This is a genomic window from Mucilaginibacter lappiensis, from assembly GCF_050433765.1.
Lineage (GTDB): Bacteria > Bacteroidota > Bacteroidia > Sphingobacteriales > Sphingobacteriaceae > Mucilaginibacter > Mucilaginibacter lappiensis_A.
In genome coordinates this window covers 106,482-129,510 of record NZ_JBNPWP010000002.1, presented here as the reverse complement: position 1 = coordinate 129,510, position 23,029 = coordinate 106,482, and the positions used below count along the sequence as shown (strand labels likewise).

At 41.0% G+C, this 23,029-nt stretch carries 17 protein-coding genes; 12 read left to right on the top strand and 5 right to left on the bottom strand.

Annotation, left to right across the window (positions count from 1 at the left end; translation table 11 throughout):
* Positions 1-62: 62 nt before the first annotated feature.
* From M2273_RS05995 to M2273_RS05975, 5 genes are all read left to right on the top strand, one after another.
* Complete coding sequence (locus M2273_RS05995; RefSeq protein WP_429394250.1) at positions 63-1,907, top strand: UbiD family decarboxylase; 1,845 nt, start codon at positions 63-65, stop codon at positions 1,905-1,907.
* Between the two features lie 329 nt (positions 1,908-2,236).
* The gene (locus tag M2273_RS05990) at positions 2,237-3,952 is read left to right on the top strand and encodes a gliding motility-associated C-terminal domain-containing protein (RefSeq protein WP_429394247.1); all 1,716 of its coding nucleotides are present in this window, start codon (positions 2,237-2,239) and stop codon (positions 3,950-3,952) included.
* A 175-nt stretch (positions 3,953-4,127) separates the two neighbouring features.
* Complete coding sequence (locus M2273_RS05985) at positions 4,128-4,823, top strand: hypothetical protein (RefSeq protein ID WP_429394245.1); 696 nt, start codon at positions 4,128-4,130, stop codon at positions 4,821-4,823.
* A 170-nt stretch (positions 4,824-4,993) separates the two neighbouring features.
* On the top strand, positions 4,994-6,373 hold the full coding sequence (locus M2273_RS05980; RefSeq protein ID WP_429394242.1) for a M16 family metallopeptidase: 1,380 nt from the start codon (positions 4,994-4,996) through the stop codon (positions 6,371-6,373).
* Between the two features lie 14 nt (positions 6,374-6,387).
* On the top strand, positions 6,388-7,725 hold the full coding sequence (locus M2273_RS05975; protein WP_429394239.1) for a M16 family metallopeptidase: 1,338 nt from the start codon (positions 6,388-6,390) through the stop codon (positions 7,723-7,725).
* Positions 7,726-7,837: 112 nt separating this feature from the next.
* On the opposite strand, the gene M2273_RS05970 is transcribed toward M2273_RS05975, so the two are convergent.
* Both M2273_RS05970 and M2273_RS05965 read right to left on the bottom strand, forming a co-directional pair.
* Complete coding sequence (locus M2273_RS05970) at positions 7,838-8,938, bottom strand: AI-2E family transporter (RefSeq protein ID WP_429394236.1); 1,101 nt, start codon at positions 8,936-8,938, stop codon at positions 7,838-7,840.
* A gap of 137 nt (positions 8,939-9,075) precedes the next feature.
* Positions 9,076-10,557 carry a glycine--tRNA ligase gene (locus M2273_RS05965; RefSeq protein ID WP_429394233.1) on the bottom strand — a complete coding sequence of 494 codons (1,482 nt, stop codon included), beginning with the start codon at positions 10,555-10,557 and terminating at the stop codon, positions 9,076-9,078.
* Between the two features lie 189 nt (positions 10,558-10,746).
* Between M2273_RS05965 and M2273_RS05960 the strand changes: the two genes are divergently transcribed.
* Positions 10,747-13,413, top strand: a complete 2,667-nt coding sequence (locus tag M2273_RS05960; protein ID WP_429394231.1) for a gliding motility-associated C-terminal domain-containing protein — start codon at positions 10,747-10,749, stop codon at positions 13,411-13,413.
* A 139-nt stretch (positions 13,414-13,552) separates the two neighbouring features.
* The gene (locus tag M2273_RS05955; protein WP_429394228.1) at positions 13,553-14,218 is read left to right on the top strand and encodes an FAD-binding oxidoreductase; all 666 of its coding nucleotides are present in this window, start codon (positions 13,553-13,555) and stop codon (positions 14,216-14,218) included.
* Between the two features lie 114 nt (positions 14,219-14,332).
* Here the strand turns inward: M2273_RS05955 and M2273_RS05950 are convergent, their stop codons facing one another.
* Positions 14,333-14,575 carry a hypothetical protein gene (locus M2273_RS05950; protein ID WP_429394227.1) on the bottom strand — a complete coding sequence of 81 codons (243 nt, stop codon included), beginning with the start codon at positions 14,573-14,575 and terminating at the stop codon, positions 14,333-14,335.
* A gap of 151 nt (positions 14,576-14,726) precedes the next feature.
* On the opposite strand from M2273_RS05950, the gene M2273_RS05945 reads away from it, so the two are divergent.
* Entirely contained in the window at positions 14,727-15,647 is a 921-nt protein-coding gene (locus tag M2273_RS05945) for a DUF6263 family protein (RefSeq protein WP_429394224.1), read from the top strand.
* Positions 15,648-15,726: 79 nt separating this feature from the next.
* Here the strand turns inward: M2273_RS05945 and M2273_RS05940 are convergent, their stop codons facing one another.
* Both M2273_RS05940 and M2273_RS05935 read right to left on the bottom strand, forming a co-directional pair.
* Positions 15,727-16,089: a hypothetical protein gene (locus M2273_RS05940; protein ID WP_429394222.1), complete on the bottom strand. Its 363-nt coding sequence runs from the start codon at positions 16,087-16,089 to the stop codon at positions 15,727-15,729.
* A 9-nt stretch (positions 16,090-16,098) separates the two neighbouring features.
* Positions 16,099-16,728: a TNT domain-containing protein gene (locus M2273_RS05935; protein ID WP_429394219.1), complete on the bottom strand. Its 630-nt coding sequence runs from the start codon at positions 16,726-16,728 to the stop codon at positions 16,099-16,101.
* 200 nt (positions 16,729-16,928) lie between these two features.
* On the opposite strand from M2273_RS05935, the gene ligA reads away from it, so the two are divergent.
* From ligA to dapA, 4 genes are all read left to right on the top strand, one after another.
* Entirely contained in the window at positions 16,929-18,941 is a 2,013-nt protein-coding gene (gene ligA, locus M2273_RS05930; protein ID WP_429394217.1) for an NAD-dependent DNA ligase LigA, read from the top strand.
* 170 nt (positions 18,942-19,111) lie between these two features.
* On the top strand, positions 19,112-19,339 hold the full coding sequence (locus M2273_RS05925) for a hypothetical protein (protein WP_429394214.1): 228 nt from the start codon (positions 19,112-19,114) through the stop codon (positions 19,337-19,339).
* A gap of 164 nt (positions 19,340-19,503) precedes the next feature.
* Positions 19,504-21,954: a DUF5686 and carboxypeptidase regulatory-like domain-containing protein gene (locus M2273_RS05920; protein ID WP_429394211.1), complete on the top strand. Its 2,451-nt coding sequence runs from the start codon at positions 19,504-19,506 to the stop codon at positions 21,952-21,954.
* A 180-nt stretch (positions 21,955-22,134) separates the two neighbouring features.
* Complete coding sequence (gene dapA / locus M2273_RS05915; protein WP_429394208.1) at positions 22,135-23,013, top strand: 4-hydroxy-tetrahydrodipicolinate synthase; 879 nt, start codon at positions 22,135-22,137, stop codon at positions 23,011-23,013.
* Positions 23,014-23,029 lie beyond the last annotated feature (16 nt).

Genomic DNA, 23,029 nt, shown 5'->3' with positions numbered 1-23,029 from the left:
ATACATGGCCTGAAAGTAAAAATGACTTAATGCCCCAATGACTAAATTTACTACTTTCGTGCATGGGTTATAAAAGTTTACAGGCTTGCATTACCGATCTTGAAAAAAATGGTCACCTGATACGTATAAAGGAGCAGGTTGATCCATATCTGCAAATGGCGGCTATCCATCTGCGTGTATTTGAAAATCAGGGTCCGGCCATACTTTTCGAAAATGTTAAAGGCAGCAAGTTCCCGGCTGTATCCAATCTTTTTGGCACACTGGAGCGGTCGAAGTTTATTTTCAGGGATACCTTTGATAAGATCAAGACCCTGGTTGACCTCAAGAATGATCCAATAAAAGCTATTAAACATCCTTTTAAATATGCGGGTGTGGCACTTACCGCTTTATCGGCCCTGCCTATGAAAAGTCGTGCCGGTGCTCCCATTAACTTTGGCTATTGCCAAATAAGCGACATCCCCCAAATAGTGAACTGGCCTATGGACGGTGGCCCCTTTGTAACCATGCCGCAGGTATATACCGAAGATGCCGATAAACCCGGCATTATGGACGCTAACCTGGGTATGTACCGTATTCAGATGGCCGGTAACGATTATATATTAAATGAGGAAATAGGCCTCCATTACCAGCTACACCGTGGTATTGGCGTACATCAAACCAAAGCGAACGCCAAGGGGCAACCCCTAAAGGTGAGCATATTTGTGGGTGGTCCACCATCGCATCCAGTGGCAGCGGTAATGCCACTGCCCGAGGGATTATCAGAAATGACCTTCGCTGGTGCATTGGGTAACCGTCGTTTCCGCTATTTTTATGATGATGAAGGGTTCTGTATTTCGGCAGATGCTGATTTTGTGATCACCGGAACAGTAATGCCACATGATAATAAACCCGAAGGTCCTTTTGGCGACCACCTGGGCTATTATAGCTTAAAACACCCTTTCCCACTGTTGAAAGTGCATAATGTGTACCACCGTAAGGATGCCATATGGTCATTCACGGTAGTTGGCCGCCCGCCACAGGAAGATACCAGCTTTGGAGCACTCATCCATGAGATCAGTGGTGCAGCCATACCTAAGGAGATCCCTGGTCTGCACGCGGTTAATGCGGTTGATGCTGCAGGTGTTCACCCGTTATTGTTTGCTATTGGCAGCGAGCGTTATACGCCTTACATCAAAGAGCGTAAACCACAGGAGATACTGACCATTGCGAATCATATATTGGGTAAAAGCCAATTGAGCCTGGCAAAATACCTGCTGATAGCCGCACAGGAAGATGATCCGAATTTGGATGTGAATAACATTGCCGCTTTTTTAAACCACATATTGCAACGGGTTGATTTAACCCGCGACCTGCACTTTTACACACGCACAACTATTGATACCCTTGATTACAGTGGCAGCGGACTAAACTCGGGCAGTAAGGTAGCCATCACAGTGGCAGGCCATATTAAACGCAAATTATGGACAGAGCTGCCATCATGGTTTGACCTGCCCAGGCCTGTCAATAATTATAAAATGGCCATACCAGGTGTGCTAATGGTTGAAGTGCCTAAACAGGTAAACCATCAGGATATGGATAACATTATCAGCATCATAGAATACCGGCTGAAAGAAGAGGAAGAAGAGCTAAGCGGCTTGCCACTGATAGTGCTTTGTGATGATGCCGCTTTTGCTGCCGAAAATATAAACAACTTTGTTTGGGTAACTTTTACCCGCAGTAATCCATCGCATGACATTTATGGTATTGGCAGCTTTACCGAACATAAACACTGGGGTTGCACCGGTCCGCTGGTTATTGATGCCCGTATTAAACCCCACCATGCCCCCGTGCTAGAAAAAGACCCCGAAGTTGAAAAACTGGTTGATAAAATGGGCGAAAAGGGTGGCGCTTTGTATGGTATAATTTAATTTTAAATTATCCGTATCAATTTTAGTTTTAAATACTACAATGTCAATACCCATGTAAGGTTTTATATTTATATTTACCTTATAATTTTTTGTCCTTGCCTGTCACCAATACTGTTTCTTTTACAAAAAGAACTATACTCCTTTTCGTTTTTCTGCTTTTAGCATTTGTTAAGAGCTATAGTCAGCAATTTTATGTTGCAACTTCAAGCGGCTCACTGGAAAGGGTCACGATAACCAATACTGGGCTAATATCGGTACCCGTTGGGGGCTGCGGATACGGTAGCTTCTTTTCAATTGCTATTTCGGGCAATAAAATTTTTTATAATTCGATGTATGGGACATTATACTCAGGTGAAATAACCGGGGGAGATACGCCCAGCATAAGTAATTGTATCAGTATTGCCTCCGGTGTAAGTGGAAATGCCCTCACCATTGATAAGCAGGGAAACCTGTATTTTGTTAGCGGCAGTAATTTATTTTCACTTGCGCCAAACACTACGAACCCTGTATTATTAGGCACCATGCCTTATAGTGCAGGTGGGGATCTGGTATTTTATAACGATGAGCTATACATGGCAGCTAACGAGGGAGGGATTGTTAAAGTATCCATCACTGATCCGGCTAACAGTACCATGTATATACCTATTCCCGGTTCAATTTTTGGTTTAACAGTTGCTTCAATAAACGGAGTTAACAAGGCATATGCCTTTTTAGGTTCAACAATTATTGAGCTGGATATGGAAAACAAGACTGTAAAAGGCACAATTGGCACCTTGCCTTACTATCCCTATGATGCTGCAAGCGAAGTAGAAGCAGGTGCTATACCTGTTATTGAGATACAGGATATTAATATTACCCAGGAGTGTGACGTACTAAACAAGGGGCACGTAGAAATCACTACTAAAGCCCATAACAGTCAGTATACTTATAAACTAAATACTGGCCAAAGTAATCAAACAGGTATTTTTAATAATCTTGCACCGGGCAATTACCATGTTACCATCACATCCAATGGTGCGGAAATACCAATAGGCACAGATGTTAATGTTCCTGATTATTCGCTCAGTAATCCGGTAATAACAGCTATCAAAAACAATCCGGTATGTGATGTTAAAGGTAAAATTAAACTGGACGCGGGAGCAGCTAATGCATCTTATAAAATAAGGTACGATGGCCAGGTTTTTGGCTTCGATCATACTTTTAGCAGTTTAAATCCCGGCAGTTATCACTTTACTATTTTAAAACCAAATGGATGCATTGCCGATGAAAAGGACTACACACTACTGCAGGATAATTGCCCGCCAATAACAATTAACGACATACAAATACAGGCAGAATGTAACGTTTATGGGCAAGCCAGTGTAAAAGTAATTACTCAGGATCATCCGGATACCTACACTTACACCTTAAATAATAAGAGTAATAATACGGGGGTATTTGATTTTCTGATACCGGGCACCTATATGCTAACAGTTACCTCATCGGGCGGCGACCATACAGAACAGCAGGTAATAGTTCCTGATTTTACTTTAGATAAACCTGCGCTAACTTATAAGGTTAAAGCCGCGGTGTGCACACTACTTGGCGAAATAAAGTTTAGTATCAATGGTGATGGTAAAGGTGCTGCAAAGGTGAAACACGGTATTGATGTATTTTCAATTGATCAAACTATTAAAGGTTTAACCCCAGGGCCAAATCATTTTACCATACTTAACCAGCAGGATTGTATTTTAGATGAAATAGATGTTGATATAACGCAGGATAAATGCGAGCCGGTTATTTTCCCCAATACATTCACCCCTAATGGCGATGGTATAAATGATTTTTTCAGACCTAACCAGGAAAGTAACCCACTCAATTTTAAGCTTTTCATATATAATCGCTGGGGTAATCTGTTGTTTCAGTCTCAAAGTATTTATAACGGCTGGGATGGTACAACTAAGGGCAACCAGGCTCCTTTTGGCGTGTACTATTGGATTGCCACTTATAACATGCCCGATGGCAAAAGCTCCCGTCAAAACGGAACCGTTACCCTGATCAGGTAAGGAAAAATCCACGAAATCATGGCAATCCTTTAATCGTATAAATCAAGGCCCAGACAAAAAAATCAACCTAATCAACGGTCAAAAATTCCGATGATGCTTTAATCGCACTAATCAAAATTGAAAAAAATCAACGTAATCAACGTAATCACCAAAATCAACGGTTAACTTTGCCATTATGAAGAATTTTCTGTTTGGTTTTATAATTATGCTGGTTGTTTTTGGTTGTTCAAAAAAAGACGTACCACATTACACCATATCAAGGCTTGTTAAAAGCGATACTGCCAGTAAGCTTACCGTTAATATCAATGGCCGTTTAAGTCAGGCTGACCTGTTGAGCATTGCCTCAAAAATTAAAGCAGACAGTTCGGCATTACCAAACCTGCTGCTTTGTTATTTATTACCCGGTCATAATGATAAAAATACAGGCGACAATAATTTTTATGCCACCGCCAAATACCCTAACAAGGATTTAGTAACCATGCAGGACACACTAAAGGATGCCGACGGCAATGCAGTACGATTAAAAATTACAGGTTTAACCGAACAGGTTGCTAAACACCTGCTTGGTTTAAATCCAAAGGAAATAACGGGCAAAAGCATTTTGGGCCGTTTTGTTGACGACTATAACCAAACTGTTATTATCCCTTTTACCGAACCTAACGACCCTAAAAAGGAACTGTATATTCTTGAACTGGATACCGCAGGCAAAGTAGTGTCGGCAACGGTGCCTATGCGTGATAATAAAGACGGGGTTGAAAAGCTGATTGTAACCCACCGTGGCGATTACTGCACCTTAAAGGATAGTGTACTTACCCAGTACTCTATTGACGATATGGGGTTGCCATATAATAGTATCAAATCGGGTATTTAAATATAGCTTGCCCGTATAGCAACAGCTTAGCGATCAATAAAATGTGCGAAAATCACTTATGGTTAGGCTATAGCTGAAAAAGCAATTCAAATATTTAAAACCTTCACGTTTTATAGCACGTTTTATAGAATATACCGATATATTTATAATGTTTAAAATATTATAAGTATATGACCCGGAATTTTACCAAAATTTTAGCACTAAGTGTTGCTGGGGTGTTTAGCTTTTGCTGTGCAATTGCACAACCCCGATTGCCGGAAGGTTACTTCTGGAAAAAGCTTTCAAACGGATTGGAAGTAGTGGTTATTGAAAACAGCAAGGTGCCGCTGGCAACCATTGAAATTGCTGTAAAAAATGGAGCCTACACCGAGGGCCCTGAATTTAGCGGCTTATCGCACCTTTTTGAGCACATGTTCTTTAAGGCCAACAAGGATTATCCTAACCAGGAGGTATTTTTAAAACGCACGCAGGAGTTAGGTGCCATTTGGAATGGTACAACCGATGTGGAACGGGTTAACTATTATTTTACTTTTGACAGGGATAGTCTTAAAGCAGGCTTAAAATTCATGAACGCGGCCATCCGCTTTCCAATATACCGTGAAGAGGACATGAAAAAGGAACGCCCTGTAGTTGACGGCGAGTTTCAACGCGCCGAAAGCGACCCAGGTTTCCAGCTTTGGTTTGGTATACAGCAAAAGCTTTGGGGCGATCTCATCACCCGCAAAAACCCTATCGGGATACATGAAGTGATCAATACAGCCACGCCCGAAAAGATGATGGTTATCAAAGACAAGTATTATTTCCCGAATAACAGCTTGCTTACCATCTGCGGCGATGTAAAACATGAAGCAGCTTTTGCCCTTGCCGAAAGTATATTTGGCGATTGGGCCAGCAGCGGGTTTAATCCGCACGAAAAATTTCCTATCCCACCTTTTAAACCGCTAACAAAGAGTGAGTATTTTATAAAGGAAAGTACTATTGCCCAAACACCGTACATCCAGTTGTCATGGCAGGGGCCTTCTTATCTAACAGATTCGGCTTCAACCGTTGCTGCTGATGTGTTCTCGACCATTCTTGGGTTAAACTCGTCAAAGCTTCAGCAGGCCCTGGTTGATAAGGGTTTGGCAAGCGGCGCTTATGTAAGCTATACAACCAGCCGCTACGTTGGCCCGGTTGATGTTACCATAATTCCAAATCCCAATAAATTAAAGGAGTGTTACGATGAACTGATGAACCAGATAAACTTGTGGGTTAAGGCCGATTATTTTACTGATGAACAGTTGAATGACGCCAAAGCTATTTTACTGCGCAACAGCATCCATCAAAAAGAGAAACCGTCAAGATTACCCAGCCAGATGAGCTATCAATGGTGCAGCACATCGCTTGATTTTTATACCGATCTGGATAACAATTACCAGAAAGTTACACGGGCCGATATACAAAAGTACCTGAGCACCTATGTGGTTGGTAAACCATACGCGGCAGGTATTATTATAGCACCAGAGTTAAGTAAAAAACAAAATGTAGCTTCATTTTTTGTAGCTAAGTAAATTTAAATCTTATCATGATGAAGAAATTAGTGTTCAGCCTGCTAATTGCAGCGGCGATAGGAAATATAAAAACAGTACAGGCACAAAATAAAGCTTACGAAACCACAGTTGATGGTGTAAAGGTAATTGTGCAGCCAAGCGGCAACGATATTGTAGAGATACAAACCATTATAAAGGGCGGTGTGCAAAATTATAGTGCCGCCAAAATGGGCATCGAATCGATGGCGATGAACGCGCTTACCGAGTGCGGAACTATAAAACACGATAAAAATAGCTTTAAAGATCAGCTGGATAAAGTAAGCGCTACTGTTGATGGCAGCAGTAATAAAAATTACTCTATACTCAGGATGAATTGTATTAAGGGTGATTTTGATGTAGTATGGCCTTTGTATGTGGAGGCATTAACGCAACCCCGGTTTGATGCCAAGGAATTTGCCCGCATTAAAGATGATGCCATAAGCAATTTGAAACAAGCCGATTCGCAGCCGGATAATGCCATTGATAAATATGCAGACAGAACAGCATTTGCTAACCGCGATTATGCTAAAGACCCTAATGGAACGGTTGCTATTGTAACCAAGCTAACCCCCGAAGAAACCAAGGCTTATTATCAGTCAATATTGACCAGATCGCGCATGATGATCGTGGTAGTGGCCGATTTGGATAAGGCGGTTATCGAAGCCAAAGTAAAGGCAATGCTTGGCGGCATAAAACAGGGCCAGCCGTTTGAATTTAAAAAATCATTCTTCAGGGTGTATAAAAATTCATTCAATGCCGAATCAAGGGATCTGGCTACCAACTATGTAGAGGGTATTACCAGCGGTCCGCAACCCGGAACTGCCGACTTTGACGCATTTAACGTGGCCATGCGCATATTCGCGAACCGTCATTTTTTAGATGTACGCACCAACAACGGTTTGTCATACGCACCACAAGCCTGGTTTAGCGTGGGGCAAACATCGGTTGCCAAATTCTCGGTATCAACTACCCAGCCCGATAAATACATTGCAGTATTTGATAAATTGGTTGATAAGATAAAAACAGAAGGCTTTAAGCCCGATGAGGTTGCCAACATGAAGATAACCTACCTCACCGGTTTTTATTATAAGAACGAAACCAACAACGCTCAGGCATCGTCCATTGCGTCAAATGAAGTGTTATTCAATAACTGGAAACGCTCATTAACACTGGTAGACGATGTTAAAAAATTAACCCTGGAGCAGGTAAGCGATGCTTTCCGCAAGTATATTAACAATATTGTATGGGTTTACCAGGGCGATCCTAAAAAAGTGAATCAGTTATTGTATATCAATGGTACTTTAAATAAAGGCGATAACCCGGTTAGCCATTAATAAGTTTAAAGTCAAAATTAAAAAGTCAAAAGGGTTTGGTTTTGCCATCCACTTTTGACTTTTTGTTTTAGATACTGCGTATGCAACTGATTTTGAGTTTTAGTTTTTGAATTTACTTTGCTGGTAATACGACCTTTTTCTTCCGTCCCCATATTTCACCTTTATAGCGGGTAGGTACGGTATCGCCAAGTAGCTTACCCCAGGGTTTAAGATCATCAATGCGGTCAAAAATGATCTTTATTACAGCTATGAATGGTATGGACAAGAACATGCCCGATAATCCCCACAGCATATTGCCTAACAGTACAACAATAATAGATATGAGTGCGTTGATCTGTACTTTTGAGGAAACTATACGCGGTACCAATATATTATTGTCAATAAACTGGATAATCAGGTAAGCTATGATAACCCCTAATTGAGTAGAGTAACCATCCTTGGTAACCGTAGCCATTAGTACAGGTAATGCGATAGCTATGATACCGCCAATGTAAGGCAAGAGATTTAATATAGCGCCTATAACACCTATCAGGATCCCGTATTTTACGCCTAACAGCATCAGCGCGGTTGAGTTAAGGATGGCAACTATAGTCATCTCGATCAATAAACCCTGAATATAGCTTTGTATGGCCATTTTAGTTTCTTTTAAAACATCAGCCACCTGTTTGGAGTTTTCCTCTGAAAATATTTCAAAAACAAAATTAAGTATAAGAGTTTTGTAGAACAGGATTAAAAAAACATATACCGGTATCACAAATACCAGCCCGAACACGCCCAGTACCGATCCAAGTGTACGACCGACCAAAGCCTGGCTGTTATTCATGGCATCTTTGATCATCTGATCCTGCTTTTGAATAGATAGATTGAATGTTGCAGCAACCCAACCTTTAAATGTAACAAACAACTCAGCAAATTTTTGCTTGAGCATGGGCAGTGAATCGCCAAACTGTATGATCTGGGTTGAAAGAAAATAGAATAAGGCCACTATTAGTACAGCGCCAATGAACATGGTAATAATAATGGAAAATATTTTGGGCACTTTATGAGCCAGCAGCCAGTTGCATACAGGGTTAAGCAGTATGGCGATAAATGCAGCAAACGCCAGCGGTATCAACACATCGGCCAGTTGCGAAAAAACGTAAACCAGCAATATCAATCCGAATAGGATCACGGTATTTTTTAAATAAAATGGGTATTCTTTTGCAGCAGGCATATCGGCAGGAGGTTAATTTAACATTAAAGAATAGATGAGGAAAATTGTTTTAATAAGTATAATGAACCACCATTTCATTGCAATAAAAAAAGGCCCGCTGAATCAGCGAGCCTTCATATATCTAAAAGTTTAGCTTATTACTTCAATAGGTTTCTCCAGCTAACCAGGTCGCCAATGATCTTGTCAAGCTGATCGGCAGCGACACGTTCCTGCTCCATACTATCGCGGTGGCGTATGGTAACGGTATTGTCTTCCAGGGTCTGATGGTCAACCGTGATACAAAAAGGGGTTCCAATGGCATCCTGACGGCGATAACGTTTACCGATAGCATCTTTTTCCTCGTACTGGATATTGAAATCAATCTTCAGCTTGTCCATAATCTCGCGCGCTTTTTCGGGCAGACCATCTTTTTTGGTAAGCGGGAAAATAGCGGCTTTAACCGGGGCAAGACAAGGGTGCAGGCGCAGCACGGTGCGGCTATCCTGTTTTTCGTCGGTGCTCAGGTCCTCTTCTTCGTAAGCATTTATCATGGTAAGCAGGAACATCCTGTCTAACCCGATAGATGTTTCAATTACGTAAGGAATATAGTTACCATAAGGTTTATCTGTTTCAGGATCAACCTCAGGGTCAAAATATTGCAGTTTTTTACCTGAAAATTTCTGATGCTGACTTAAATCGAAATCGGTGCGGCTATGTATGCCTTCCACCTCTTTAAAGCCAAACGGAAATTCAAATTCAATATCAAAAGCCGCGTCGGCATAGTGGGCCAGTTTTACATGTTCATGGTAACGGTACTTGGCGGCATCGGTTCCCAGGGCAAGGTGCCATTTAAGGCGTGTTTCTTTCCATTGGCTAAACCATTCTTTTTGTGTGCCGGGGCGTACAAAAAACTGCATTTCCATTTGCTCAAACTCGCGCATACGGATAATGAACTGGCGGGCAATTACCTCATTACGGAAAGCCTTGCCAATTTGCGCAATACCAAAAGGAATTTTCATCCTGCCCGATTTTTGAACGTTCAGGTAGTTTACAAATATCCCCTGCGCAGTTTCCGGACGCAAATAAACTACATCTGCATCATCAGCAACAGCGCCCATTTGTGTGCTAAACATCAGGTTAAACTGGCGTACATCGGTCCAGTTGCGGGTACCGCTTACCGGGCAGGCTATTTCATGTTCAATGATCAGGTCTTTCAGTCGCGGCAGGTCCTCATTTTTAAGGGCCTCATCCATATCATGCTGCAATTGTTCGGCTTTATCGGTTTTGCCGTCTTTATCATACCGATCAATCTTATCTTCCAGCAGTTGATCGGCACGGTAGCGTTTTTTTGAATCTTTATTATCAATCATCGGGTCGCTGAAACCATCAACGTGCCCGCTGGCCTTCCATATTTTAGGGTGCATAAATATGGCCGAATCAATACCTACAATGTTATCATTCATTTGCACCATGGCTTTCCACCAGTAGGTTTTGATGTTGTTCTTTAATTCGGCACCAAACTGGCCGTAATCGTAAACAGCGCTTAAACCATCATAGATCTCGCTCGAAGGGAAAACAAAGCCATATTCTTTGGCATGTGATATAACATTTTTAAAAAGTTCGTCGGTTGATTTGCTCATAATAGCTGCAAAGATACAATTTAGGTGCAAAGGTTAAAGGGGAAAGGTTAAAGCTGATAATGAACCTTGTTGAGTTGTTTAATTTGGAATTTACAAGAGTATTAAAATGTATGGTTGATTAAAAAATCCAATGAAAAAGCTTATTTTTCGCTGAATTTTCACCTTATCATATTTCTGATCAAAACGATAATGCATTCGCTGTTTTCTACCCCACGCATTACAGCGTTGATACTTATTTCTATAAACTTTTTTACCGGAAATTTATTTGCCCAGGCACCTGTTATTAAATATAAAACCCCGCATAGTTATATTATTAATGCACCAATAACCTCTTTAGCACCTACTAATACGGGGGGGAGCGTACCAGCGGCAATTTACGGGCAGGTAAGTACACTGACCGGCAAGGGCGGTTCGGGGGGCTCAGCTAATGGACCTGTGCAAACAGCTACATTCAATCAGCCCCGCGATGCGGCAATTGATGCTTCAGGGAATATTTATGTAACTGATGATAATAACACCATCAGAAAAATTACTCCGGCCGGTACAGTAGTACCATTTGCCGGAAGCGGAAATATTGGGTTTATTGATGGTACAGGTGCCACTGCAAGTTTTGCAAATCCAACTTCACTGGCAGTAGACAAGGCAGGCAATATATATGTGTGCGATGATAATAACGCGGCTATCAGGAAAATTACTCCGGCTGGAGTTGTAAGTACAATAGCCGGTAATGGTACCGTTGGTTTTGCAGACGGAACAGGAGCAACTGCAAGATTTAATGACCCGTGCGGCATTACATTAGATGCCGCCGGAAATATTTATGTAGCCGATCAGTTTAACAGCAGTATCCGGAAAATTACCCCGGCGGGTGTAGTTACTACGCTGGCCGGAAACGGCTCTTATGGTTCGGCAGATGGCACGGGTAGTGATGCCAGATTTTCACAACCCAATGACGTAGCTGTAGATGCAGCCGGAAATGTATATATATGCGATGGCGGAAATAATAAAATAAGAAAGATAACCCCGGCGGGGGTGGTCACCACATTTGCGGGTAACGGTACCACCGGATATGCCGACGGAACCGGAACAGGTGCAGCTTTTCATTTTCCTACAGGGGTGGTTATCGACGCAGTTGGCAATTTATATGTGGCCGACGCTATGTACAATCAGCGTATCAGGAAAATAACTCCAGCCGCAGTGGTCACTACTTTAGCCGGTAGTGGTAACATAGGGTTTGTTAATGGTATTGGTACATCAGCCAGTTTCTCTTATCCCTATGGAATTGCTATTGATGATGGTGGATACTTATATATTGCTGATAACCAAAATCAGGCATTCAGAAAAATAGGGTTATCTGGTTATACTATTGATAAATCATTACCGGCAGGCCTTGTATTCGATCCCAAAACAGGCATTATTTCGGGCACACCAACAGTTTTATCGCCCCCAACAAATTATACCGTAACTGCCTATAATATTAGTGGCAGCAGTAGCACTACTGTAAATATACAAGTGGTACTTAGTTTACCCTTACAACCATCAATTATTACTTTTCCCCCTTCTGTAGTTGTTCATATAGATCCTGATAATATTTTACATCCTGGTGCTACAAGTACCAATACAGAAACCCCCATCACTTATACCAGCAGTAATCCGGATGTGGCTTATGTGGGAGCAGACGGACAAATTCATGTAATTGCCCCCGGAGTAACTATTGTTACAGCCTATCAAAGCGGCAATGAAAACTACTCGCCTGCTACGCCGGTTCCCAGAACTTTTACCATTACTCAGGATCAGGTGATCAGTTTTCCGGCCATTCCTGTTAAAAACACCTGCAGCGCTGATTTTCCTACAGGCGCCCAGAGTTCAAATTCTACCATTCCGCTTACTTATTTAAGCAGCAATCCTGCTGTGGCTACCGTTTCAGCAACTGGTAACGTGCATATTATTAGTCCGGGAACAACCACTATTACCGTATCGCAAAACGGAAATACCTTGTTTAATGCTGCTATCCCGGCATCCCAGGTATTAACTGTTGCCGACCTGGTTACACCTTCAGTACATATAACACCCGACGGCTATGGGAGTTGCGACGGTTTAACCTTAACCTATACTGCTATACCGCTTAATGCCGGGAGTAACCCAACTTATCAATGGAAGCTAAACGGCCAAAATAGCGGAGATAATACAGCGGCTTATATCAGTAGCACTTTAAAAGATGGTGATATCATTACCTGTGTGGTTACTAACAACGATGGATGTATCCCGGTAAGCTCACCTGTATCTAACCCGGCGAGTTTAACATCATATCCTTATACCACAATTTCAGTAACCATTACTTCATCAGTAAATGGAGCTGTAACTATCGGTACTCCCATTACATTTAAGGCAATTCCATCAGCTAATTTACAAGATAATCCCATTTTTCAATGGCAGGTGAACGGACAAAACACTGGCACCAATAGTCCCAACTTTACTACCAAAACTTTATTAAATGGTGATGTAGTTACCTGTACAATGATTTCGGGTGGCAAGTGCGTAGCGAACCCATCTGTGCTCTCTAACGCTATAATGGTTTCTGTATCATATACATCATTGATTGTTATTCCTAATACTTTTACACCAAATGGGGATGGCATTAATGACACCTGGGAAATAGTTGCATTATTGGCTTACCCCCATTGTACCATAAATATTTATAATCGTTATGGTTCAATTGTTTATCGATCCATTGGTTACCAGCAGCCCTGGGACGGAAGAACCGGGGGCAAGCCTGTACCCGGAGGCACGTACTATTATGTCATCAATCCTGAAAATGGGAGCCCGAAACTATCAGGGCCAATTACTATAATCAGGTAATTATAAGAAGGCTAAAATCATTTCAAAATTCATAGTTATTTTTATATTCAATGCTTTTCATGTACGTATATTTATCATAACCTAAAACTAAATATGTATTAATTCATTATCATATATAAGCCAATTAATTCCCCGATCCATGGAACACATCGTTAGAATACTTGCTATTAATAACGTTACCCACAACGTAAAACAGTTTATTATTGAAAAGCCCGATGGTTTTACATTCACTCCCGGACAGGCAACGGAGCTATCAATCAACCAACCGGACTGGGAGAACGAGAAGAATCCCTTTACTTTCACCTGCCTTACCGATGCCCATTACCTGGAGTTTACTATTAAAATATACACCGACCACAAAGGTGTTACCAACCACCTGGGCGAATTGAAAGTTGGTGATGAATTAATTTTAAGAGAAGCCTGGGGGGCTATTGAATACAAAGGGCCAGGTTATTTTATAGCAGGCGGTGCAGGCATTACCCCATTTATTGCCATATTAAGGCAACTGCATAAGGACGGCGAGCTATCAGGAAATGCTTTGTTTTTCTCCAATAAAACTGATGATGATATTATTCTTGCCGATGAGCTTAAAACCATGCTGGGCGACAATGCTCATTTTACAACTACCCAACAGCAAGGCGGCAATAATGATCATCGCCGTATTGATGCCGAATTTTTAAAAACTGAGATAACTGATTTTAACAAACATTTTTACGTTTGCGGCCCCGACCCCATGGTTAATGAAATAATCGAAACATTAGCAAAATTAGGAGCCAATGCTGATTTTATTGTTTTTGAAAAATAATTTATATACCGGCTTTTACATGGTATCAAAAAAAGAGATAGCCCATGAACAATAAAAACTCATGGACTATGAACCATAAGCCACCATCCATGAACTATCAAATTCTTTTTTTTACTAAGCGTAACGATTTTTTATATGGTATTCAAGCTGGGCCATTATGTTATCGTCCAGATTACCCAGGCTGCAAACAAAATCGCATTCTTCATTAAAATTAACTTCTGCTATAATTTTACCCTGATCAACCACGCGGAACCTTCCTGCTTCGTTGGGTAAAATAGCTACAATGCGTTCATCATCCTTAAAATTGATCAACACATGAAACTGGCGTTGTGGTATAAATGCTATTTGCTGTAACATAAAACCCCCTTTCCCTTGTTAAAAAATATTAATAAATATCAAGAACATTGATTACTATAAAGTTAACGAATTTAGTTTTAATTAATTGTTATGTTTTGTAGCATTTTTTGCTCCAAATATTATAATAACTTTAGCCCACAATAACTATGCTATGAAGTATCTCTTTAATCTTTTTTTATTATTGATGGTAAGCGTTGCGTGCCAGGGTCAAAAACTAAAGCTTGCCTTACACTTAACCAAAGGCAATACCTACAATATGGTTACTACTACCTCCTCTGCTGTAAAACAAACTATTAACGGTCAGTTAAACAATATTGAATTAACCATTACGGGTAATACATCGTTCAAGGTGCTTAATGCCGATGACTCACTTTATTACATGGAGGTTAATTATAAAAACCTGGGTATGAAAATGCAATTACCCACCGGCCCTGTTAATTTCGATTCACAAAAGAAAGACCCTTCTGATATCATGTCGTCCATCCTGTCGGGTCTGGTGAATAAACCTTTTACAGCTACATTTACCAAAAGCGGTAAAGTAAGGTCGGTTGAAAATGTAGAGAAGATGATCTCATCGGTGCTTGATGGTTTTACGCAGGTACAAGGGCCGCAAAAAGAACAGATTAAAAATCAATTCATCCAGTCGTTTGGCGAAAAAGCCATTAAGGGGAACATCGAAATGTCGACCGCTATTTTTCCTGAAGTCCCGGTATCAAAAAATGAAAAATGGACTATAAATACCACGCTGGAAAGCGCTATGACCGCCAAAATAAGCACCGTTTACCAGTTAACAGATGTTACCCCTACCAGCTATGCTATTCATGGTGATGCCACTATTGCAACTAATGCGAATGACAATTATAAAGAGGTAAATGGGATGCCCATGAAATATAACATGAGCGGAACAATGACAGCCGATATAAAAGCCGATAAAGCTACCGGCTGGATCAGCGAGTCAAAAACCAAACAGACGATAAGCGGTACTGTTGAAATAAAAGATAACCCAAAAGTACCCGGCGGCATTACTTTCCCTATGAGTGTGGTAAATGAATCGGTTACTACGGATAAATAAAATCTGATATGCTGTATAAAAAAAGTCCTTGCATGACTACCTGCAAGGACTTTTTTATACACGGCTATTTGTCAATTTGTTAATGGCTACTCACCCAGAAGCCTTCAAGGTAAAGTTTGTAACGGGTGGGTTGAAATTCTCCATAAGCAAAAACAACTATCACGTCACCTCTTTTGCAGAAGTACAATCTTAAGTTATCAATGCCTTTGTACAAATCCAGAAATCCGCCATCTGAAGTAAATCCGCCGGTTTTTACGATGGATTCAAAATCATCATTACCAATAATATGACGCAGATCCTCAAAACTATTATTGGCAAAGTCATTAAATTGTATAGTCCCCCCTATATTTATTCCTATATCTGGGATAATGGATCTGTTTAAAATTTCCGATTCGGATCCATCAAAAACTAATGACTTTACCTTTATATATTTTGTGATCATTAATAAATGTTATTTAATTTTTTCTTCCTCCAGGTAACCCTCTTTTTTCAGATCGTTAACCGTGTAGGGTAATTCATCCTGGGTACCTAAACCCGGTTTACCAAACCAGGGAATTATTTTCCCTTCCCTTACATTTGGAATAGGTTTTACAATTTTGTAAACCCTGTAGGGCGAATTCAGCGTCTTATCCGGCAATGCCCGTTGCGGAAAAGGTACAGATTTTAAAGATACAAATGTTCCTTTGTCCTGAAACACACTGTCGGCATCATAATAACCGCCATAGCGATCAACCTCTAATCCAACTTTCAGGATAACTATTTTTAAATTTACCGCACCACGGTTTGGGGGCCAGCCACCGTTCAGATTGTTGGTAGTAAAGAATTGCTCCAGTTCGTTCCATTTTTCTTCCTTCCAAAGTTTCCATGCCGCCACTGCGAGGAGCTTTTTGGTACTGTCAGCAAAATCGGATACCGATGCCTTAAAATCCTCAAAACTAACCCCTCTTACAAGGCCGTTGCTGTTTCCATGATGCTTTGATGAACCTGCAGTGTGAAGGTGTTTTTTTGATTGCTGCTTTTGGGCATTCGCCATGAAAGGCATGAGCAGCGCTGCCAGTAGCAAAATTCTGATTGTTTTCATTTGATTTGGTTTAAGTTCGATAAAAATAGCATGTACCATACTTTTCTCCAAACGAAATTCAAGATTTATTTTTAAGCAATAGTTAAACCCTGTTGCTCACTTATGCAATCCGAATTTTCAGTTCACATTTCTTAACAACCAATAACTTAATGATGTTAATCACTTAGGAATGAAATAAAGTAATTCTTAACTTCGCATCTATGTCACCAGCCGAAGCTAAAAACCAAATACAGGCCTTAACTACCGAATTAAAGCAGCACAATTACAATTATTATGTGCTGGCTATGCCCACCATTTCTGATTTTGATTTCGACAAGAAACTGGAAGAGCTGAACAAGCTTGAAAAGGAATTCCCCGAGTTTGCCGACCCGGATTCGCCTACACAAAAAGTGGGAGGAGATATTACCAAGGAGTTTGTAACTGTGAGGCACCGTTGGCCAATGTTGTCATTGGGCAATACCTATAATGAACAGGAACTGCTTGATTTTGATCAGCGCATCCGCAAGGCCATAGGCGATAGTTTTGAGTATGTATGTGAGCTTAAGTTTGATGGCCTATCCATGAGCTTAACTTATGAGGATGGCAAGCTGGTGCGCGCCGTTACCCGTGGCGACGGTGTACAGGGCGATGAGGTAACTACCAATGTACGCACTATAAATACCATACCCAAGCGCTTGCACCAAGGCAGCTACCCCGACTATTTTGAGATACGGGGCGAAGTTTTTATGCACCGCAAGGCCTTTGAGCGCCTTAATAACGAACGTTTGGAGAATGGTGAAGTTGCTTATGCCAACCCCCGTAACTTTGCCTCAGGCACCGTTAAAATGCAGGACTCGGCCGAGGTTGCCAAACGTCCGCTGGATTGTTTCCTGTATGCTTTAAATACTGATAAAACTTTATTTAAAACTCATTGGGAAAGCTTGCAGGCCATTAAAAGCTGGGGCTTTCATGTTAATGACCACAGCCGCCTGTGCGGCAGTATGGATGAGGTATTACAATTTATTGCCAAATGGGATAAGGACAGATTTGATCTGAGTTATGACATTGATGGCATTGTAATAAAAGTAAATAATTACTCGCAGCAGCAGGAACTTGGTTTTACGGCCAAATCACCGCGTTGGGCCATATCCTACAAGTACAAAGCCGAGCGGGTTGAAACCGAACTGATCAGTGTAAGTTACCAGGTTGGCCGCACCGGTGCGGTTACCCCTGTTGCCAATTTAAAACCGGTATTACTGGCCGGTACTACGGTAAAACGCGCCACCCTGCACAACGCCAATGAGATCATCAGGCTCGATCTGCATGAGGGCGACACCGTTTTTGTTGAAAAAGGCGGCGAGATCATCCCCAAGATCATCAGCGTAAATCCTGAAAAAAGAGCGGCTAATGCCGTACCCGTGGTGTATCGCACTACTTGCCCGGCTTGTGATACCCCTCTTGAACGCAAAGAAGGCGAGGCAGCTTTTTACTGTCCCAATGATGAAGGCTGCCCTCCGCAAATAGTGGGTAAAATGCAGCACTTTATTGGCCGGAAAGCCATGAACATTGATGGCCTTGGCGATGAAACTATTGAAACCCTATACTCCCGGGGATATATCAGGCACATCAGCGATATTTATAAATTACATAGCCATGCTGAAGAACTGAAACAAATGGAACGTTTTGGCGATAAATCCATCAACAACATGCTTGATGGTATTGAAAAATCAAAACAGATGCCCTTTGAAAAAGTGCTGTTTGGTTTAGGTATACGCTATATAGGCGAAACGGTTGCTAAAAAACTGGCCATGTATTTTAAGTCGGTTGATAAACTGATGGCTGCTACTTACGATGAACTGATAGCTGCCGAAGAAGTTGGCGAACGCATAGCCCAAAGCCTGATTGAATATTTTAGCAACGAAAAACATCAGCAGGAAATTGAAAAACTAAAAGCCTTGGGCCTGCAATTTGTTGCCGAAGAAAAAGAAGTGAAACTGGCCAGCGAAAAACTGGCAGGGCAAAGTTTTATCATATCAGGTGTGTTCGAGAAATTCTCGCGCGATGAGCTAAAAGATCTGATAGAACAAAATGGAGGTAAAATACTAAGCAGTATATCGGCAAAGCTTAATTACCTTGTTGCAGGTGATAATATGGGGCCGGCCAAACTTGAAAAAGCTCAGAAATTAAATATCCCTATCATTAGTGATGATGAACTTTTGGCCATGACCAGTTAATTTAATTAAATTTTACAAAAAGCCATTGATTTGTAAAAAATATGTACATTTAACTATGTTTTCATTTTTTAAATAAAAAGCAAAACTAAGTAACTAACCATTACGTACTTATCACATACCAATTAGTGATACTTCTATTTTAAACAGACCGATTATCAAATTTTTATTCAATGGCACGTTTTATCGCTATACAGGATAATATTTTTTGCGAACCCTGCAAAGAATGTGGCGCAAGACCTGTAATTGAACAGTTAAAAGGAACTTTTGTGGTGCGGTGCCCTCAACATAAATCCCACTACAAAACAAAAGCAGGGTTAATTAATATTGATGACTGGAATTTAAAAAACAAAACACATCCTCCGCTCGGCAATGCTGAAAATCCGCAAAAAGCATCCTGATCAAAAGGTTGCTCCTGTTTCTGTTTAATATATTCTCTCCTCCTGTTAGTTATCTTCAGGCTTACTTAATACAAGCCTGGTATTATTTAATTTCACATTATTTAACAATCCGGCCTTGTAACATTTAGTGAATAAGCTTCATCTTAGCATAAACTACCTGCTAAATGAAATCTACCTTTTTGTTTATTCTCCTTTTTGTATCAGGTATCCGCGTATTTTCTCAACAACTTAGTATCAGTGGCAAAATAACTGACGAAAACAACAAGCCAATTCCTTTTGCATCCATTTATGTAAAAAACACTACCAAAGGTGTATCAGCAAATAGCGAGGGTGCATATGAGCTGCAAATAAGCCCTGGCAGCTATGAATTACAGTATAAAGCTTTAGGTTACGGGCAGCAAAGCCAGCGGGTACAGCTTACCGGCAACCAGGTGATTAATATCGCGTTGAAAACTGAAACCTATCAATTAAAGGCTGTATCTATACATGCAGGCGGAGAGGACCCTGCTTATGCCATTATTCGTAAAGCCATTAAAAAACGCAAAACCTATTTAAACGAAGTTAATGCTTACACCTGCGATATTTACATTAAGGGTTTACAAAAGTTGTTGGCCGCGCCTAAAAAATTTCTGCTTTTTGATGTGCAGAAAGCTACCAGCGAAGCCGGCCTCGACTCCAACCGTACGGGCATAGTTTACCTGTCAGAATCTGAATCGAAATATAGTTTTATACGTCCCAATAAGGTGCACGAAGTACAGGTATCCTCTAAAGTGTCAGGGAGTAATAAAGCATTCAGCTTTAACCGGGCATCAGATATGGCCGTTAATTTTTACGAGAATTTTGAAAACTGGGAAGGCCTGAGCAACAGGCCGCTGGTATCGCCAATAGCCGATAATGCCTTGTTTTATTATAACTATAAATGGATGGGGATATCTGTTGAAAATGGCGAAACCATTAATAAAATAAAAGTAAGCCCTAAACGTGCGCATGATCCTTGCTTTGAGGGCTACATTTATATACTGGATGATAGCTGGCGGCTATCGGCATTACAGCTTTACCTTACTAAAAAGGCAAATATTAATTTTGTTGATACCCTTAAAGTAAACCAGCAGTTTTACCCGGTAAGCAACAAGGCCTGGATGCCGGCTACCATTAAGTTTGAATTTACAGGTGGCTTATTTGGCTTTAAGGTAGGCGGTTATTATATTTCGATATATAAGAATTATGACCTTAACCCCAGCTTTGAAAAAACAAATTTTGCCGAGGTTTTACGTATTGAAAAAGGGGTCAGCAAGGATTCGGCATTCTGGAACCAGGAACGACCGATACCGTTAACTGATGAGGAAAAAACTGATTATCAAAAAAAAGATATACTGGCCAAAAAGCATGAGTCAAAGCTATACCTCGATTCGTTGGATAAAGCTAACAATAAAGTAAAGCCATTAGATGTTTTGCTAACCGGCGTTAATACCCGCAACCGTTATAAAAAGGAATCATATCATTATGATGGTTTGCTTGGTTCGCTATTATATAATACAGTTGAGGGTTTTGCCATTAACTACGGCGCATCATACAGTAAACTGGTTGATACTATTGATAACAGGTACCTGATATTAAATGGCAAGGTGCGTTATGGATTTTCGAATCACTTGCTTAATGGCACAGTTGGGGCAGCCATACCTTTAAAGCGGTTCACGCTTAGCTTAACCGGAGGGTCTGATGTCACTGATCTTAATAACCAGCAACCGATATCCACGCTCTTAAACTCCCTGTATAGTTTGTTTGAAAAGCAAAACTATCAAAAGCTGTATCAAAAGCAATTTGTATCGGCCTCACTATCTGGCCGTATAACCGGCGGATGGAAAGCTTCTGCATCTGCAGAGTGGGCCAACCGCAAGTGGCTGCCCAACTCGTCAAACTATAGTTTTTTTGACCCTGCAAACAGGATATTTACCTCCAATAATCCATTGATCCCTACGCAGGATGTTCCTTTGTTTCCTGAAAATCAATCATTTAAAATAAATTTACGTACCAGTTATGATTTTAGTGATAAATATGAAACCTACCCGTCAGGCCGGCGGTACCTGCCATCAAAATATCCAACTATCGGCTTAAATTATACCAAAGGGATAAAAAGCCTCTTTGGGTCAGACGTTGACTACGACCTGCTAAGTGCCGACATCTCCAAATCAAATATCGATATGGGTTTTTATGGCAAAACCTCCTTTTTTGCAGGCGCAGGTAAATTCCTGAATGCCAATAAACTATTTTACCCGGATTTTAAGCATTTTGATGGCAACCAGATTTTAGCTTATACCCCCGGCATCAATCGCTTCCTGCTGTTAGATTACTATAATTTTAGTACGCCTGATAAATATGTTGAGGCTCATCTGGAACATAATTTTTCGGGTTTTATTACTAATAAGATACCCATCATCCGTAAGTTTAAGCTACAGGAAATTGTTGATGTTAACTACCTGTACACCCCTACCCTTAAAAACTATACCGAACTGGGCTTTGGGTTGCAATACCTTAATATCAGGGCCATGTATGGCGTATCGTACAATAGTGGCAACAAAGTAAACTCCGCCTTCAGGCTGGGGATAAGTCTTTGATTTAGTATCAAGTAGTTAGTATCAGGTATCATGATTTACCAGCAGGATTTTGATATTTTATATTCAATGCTGACCCATGGTAATAAACCTGAGTATTTTATGCAAATTCGGTAAATACTTGATACCTGATACTGGCTACTTGATACGAACTCACTATATTAGCATCCTTTAATTTTAATCATGAATAAATTTTACGGATCAGGGGTAGCCATGGTGACCCCTTTTCAGGCGGATGGGCAAATTGACTACGAAGGTTTACGAAACCTTATTGAGCATTTGATTGATGGCGGGGTGCAATACCTGGTATCATTAGGTACAACCGGCGAAAGCGCCACATTGAATACCCAGGAGCGAAAGCAAATATGGGCATTTACCGCTGAGGTTGTAAATAAGCGGGTAAACTTAGTTGCAGGTATAGGCGGCAACAATACCCACGAAGTGGTTGAACAAATAAAGGAATTTGATACCAATGGCTACGATGCTATATTATCATCAAGCCCGCATTATAACAAACCTACCCAGGAAGGTATTTACCAGCACTATAAGGCTATTGCGCAGGTAGCATCGCTTCCGGTAATATTATATAACGTACCCAGCCGTACCGGGAGCACTATAAGTGCCGAAACAACCGTACGCCTGGCTCGCGATTTTAAAAATATTATCGGTATTAAAGAGGCGTCAGGTAATTTTGACCTGTTTAACCAATTGATGCGAGATAAGCCTGAAGATTTTTTATTCATATCTGGCGATGACCCGGTTACCCTGCCTATGATGGCATTGGGCGCTGTTGGTGTAATATCAGTTATTGGCAACGCGTTGCCAAAGCAGCTATCAACTATGGTGCAACTGTTGCTTAAAAACGATTTTAAAGCTGCACAAAAAGTACATAGCAGCTTAATTGAATTTACACGGCTCATGTTTATTGAAGGCAACCCGGCTGGTGTAAAAAGCGCGTTAAAACATTTAGGTATTTGCGGCGATGCGGTGCGGCTACCCCTTGTACCAGTAAGCAGCGGCACAGCAGCCGCCATTATACAGGAAACTAAAAAATTAGCTTAAATAAAAAACCCGGTTA

Bases quoted from the DNA above. Each gene is read 5' to 3' on its own strand.
- M2273_RS05995 (WP_429394250.1), top strand. From the start codon at position 63: ATGGGTTATAAAAGTTTACAGGCTTGCATTACCGATCTTGAAAAAAAT.
- M2273_RS05990 (WP_429394247.1), top strand. From the start codon at position 2,237: ATGTATGGGACATTATACTCAGGTGAAATAACCGGGGGAGATACGCCC.
- M2273_RS05985 (WP_429394245.1), top strand. From the start codon at position 4,128: ATGAAGAATTTTCTGTTTGGTTTTATAATTATGCTGGTTGTTTTTGGT.
- M2273_RS05980 (WP_429394242.1), top strand. From the start codon at position 4,994: ATGACCCGGAATTTTACCAAAATTTTAGCACTAAGTGTTGCTGGGGTG.
- M2273_RS05975 (WP_429394239.1), top strand. From the start codon at position 6,388: ATGATGAAGAAATTAGTGTTCAGCCTGCTAATTGCAGCGGCGATAGGA.
- M2273_RS05970 (WP_429394236.1), bottom strand. From the start codon at position 8,938: ATGCCTGCTGCAAAAGAATACCCATTTTATTTAAAAAATACCGTGATC.
- M2273_RS05965 (WP_429394233.1), bottom strand. From the start codon at position 10,557: ATGAGCAAATCAACCGACGAACTTTTTAAAAATGTTATATCACATGCC.
- M2273_RS05960 (WP_429394231.1), top strand. From the start codon at position 10,747: ATGCATTCGCTGTTTTCTACCCCACGCATTACAGCGTTGATACTTATT.
- M2273_RS05955 (WP_429394228.1), top strand. From the start codon at position 13,553: ATGGAACACATCGTTAGAATACTTGCTATTAATAACGTTACCCACAAC.
- M2273_RS05950 (WP_429394227.1), bottom strand. From the start codon at position 14,575: ATGTTACAGCAAATAGCATTTATACCACAACGCCAGTTTCATGTGTTG.
- M2273_RS05945 (WP_429394224.1), top strand. From the start codon at position 14,727: ATGAAGTATCTCTTTAATCTTTTTTTATTATTGATGGTAAGCGTTGCG.
- M2273_RS05940 (WP_429394222.1), bottom strand. From the start codon at position 16,089: ATGATCACAAAATATATAAAGGTAAAGTCATTAGTTTTTGATGGATCC.
- M2273_RS05935 (WP_429394219.1), bottom strand. From the start codon at position 16,728: ATGAAAACAATCAGAATTTTGCTACTGGCAGCGCTGCTCATGCCTTTC.
- ligA (WP_429394217.1), top strand. From the start codon at position 16,929: ATGTCACCAGCCGAAGCTAAAAACCAAATACAGGCCTTAACTACCGAA.
- M2273_RS05925 (WP_429394214.1), top strand. From the start codon at position 19,112: ATGGCACGTTTTATCGCTATACAGGATAATATTTTTTGCGAACCCTGC.
- M2273_RS05920 (WP_429394211.1), top strand. From the start codon at position 19,504: ATGAAATCTACCTTTTTGTTTATTCTCCTTTTTGTATCAGGTATCCGC.
- dapA (WP_429394208.1), top strand. From the start codon at position 22,135: ATGAATAAATTTTACGGATCAGGGGTAGCCATGGTGACCCCTTTTCAG.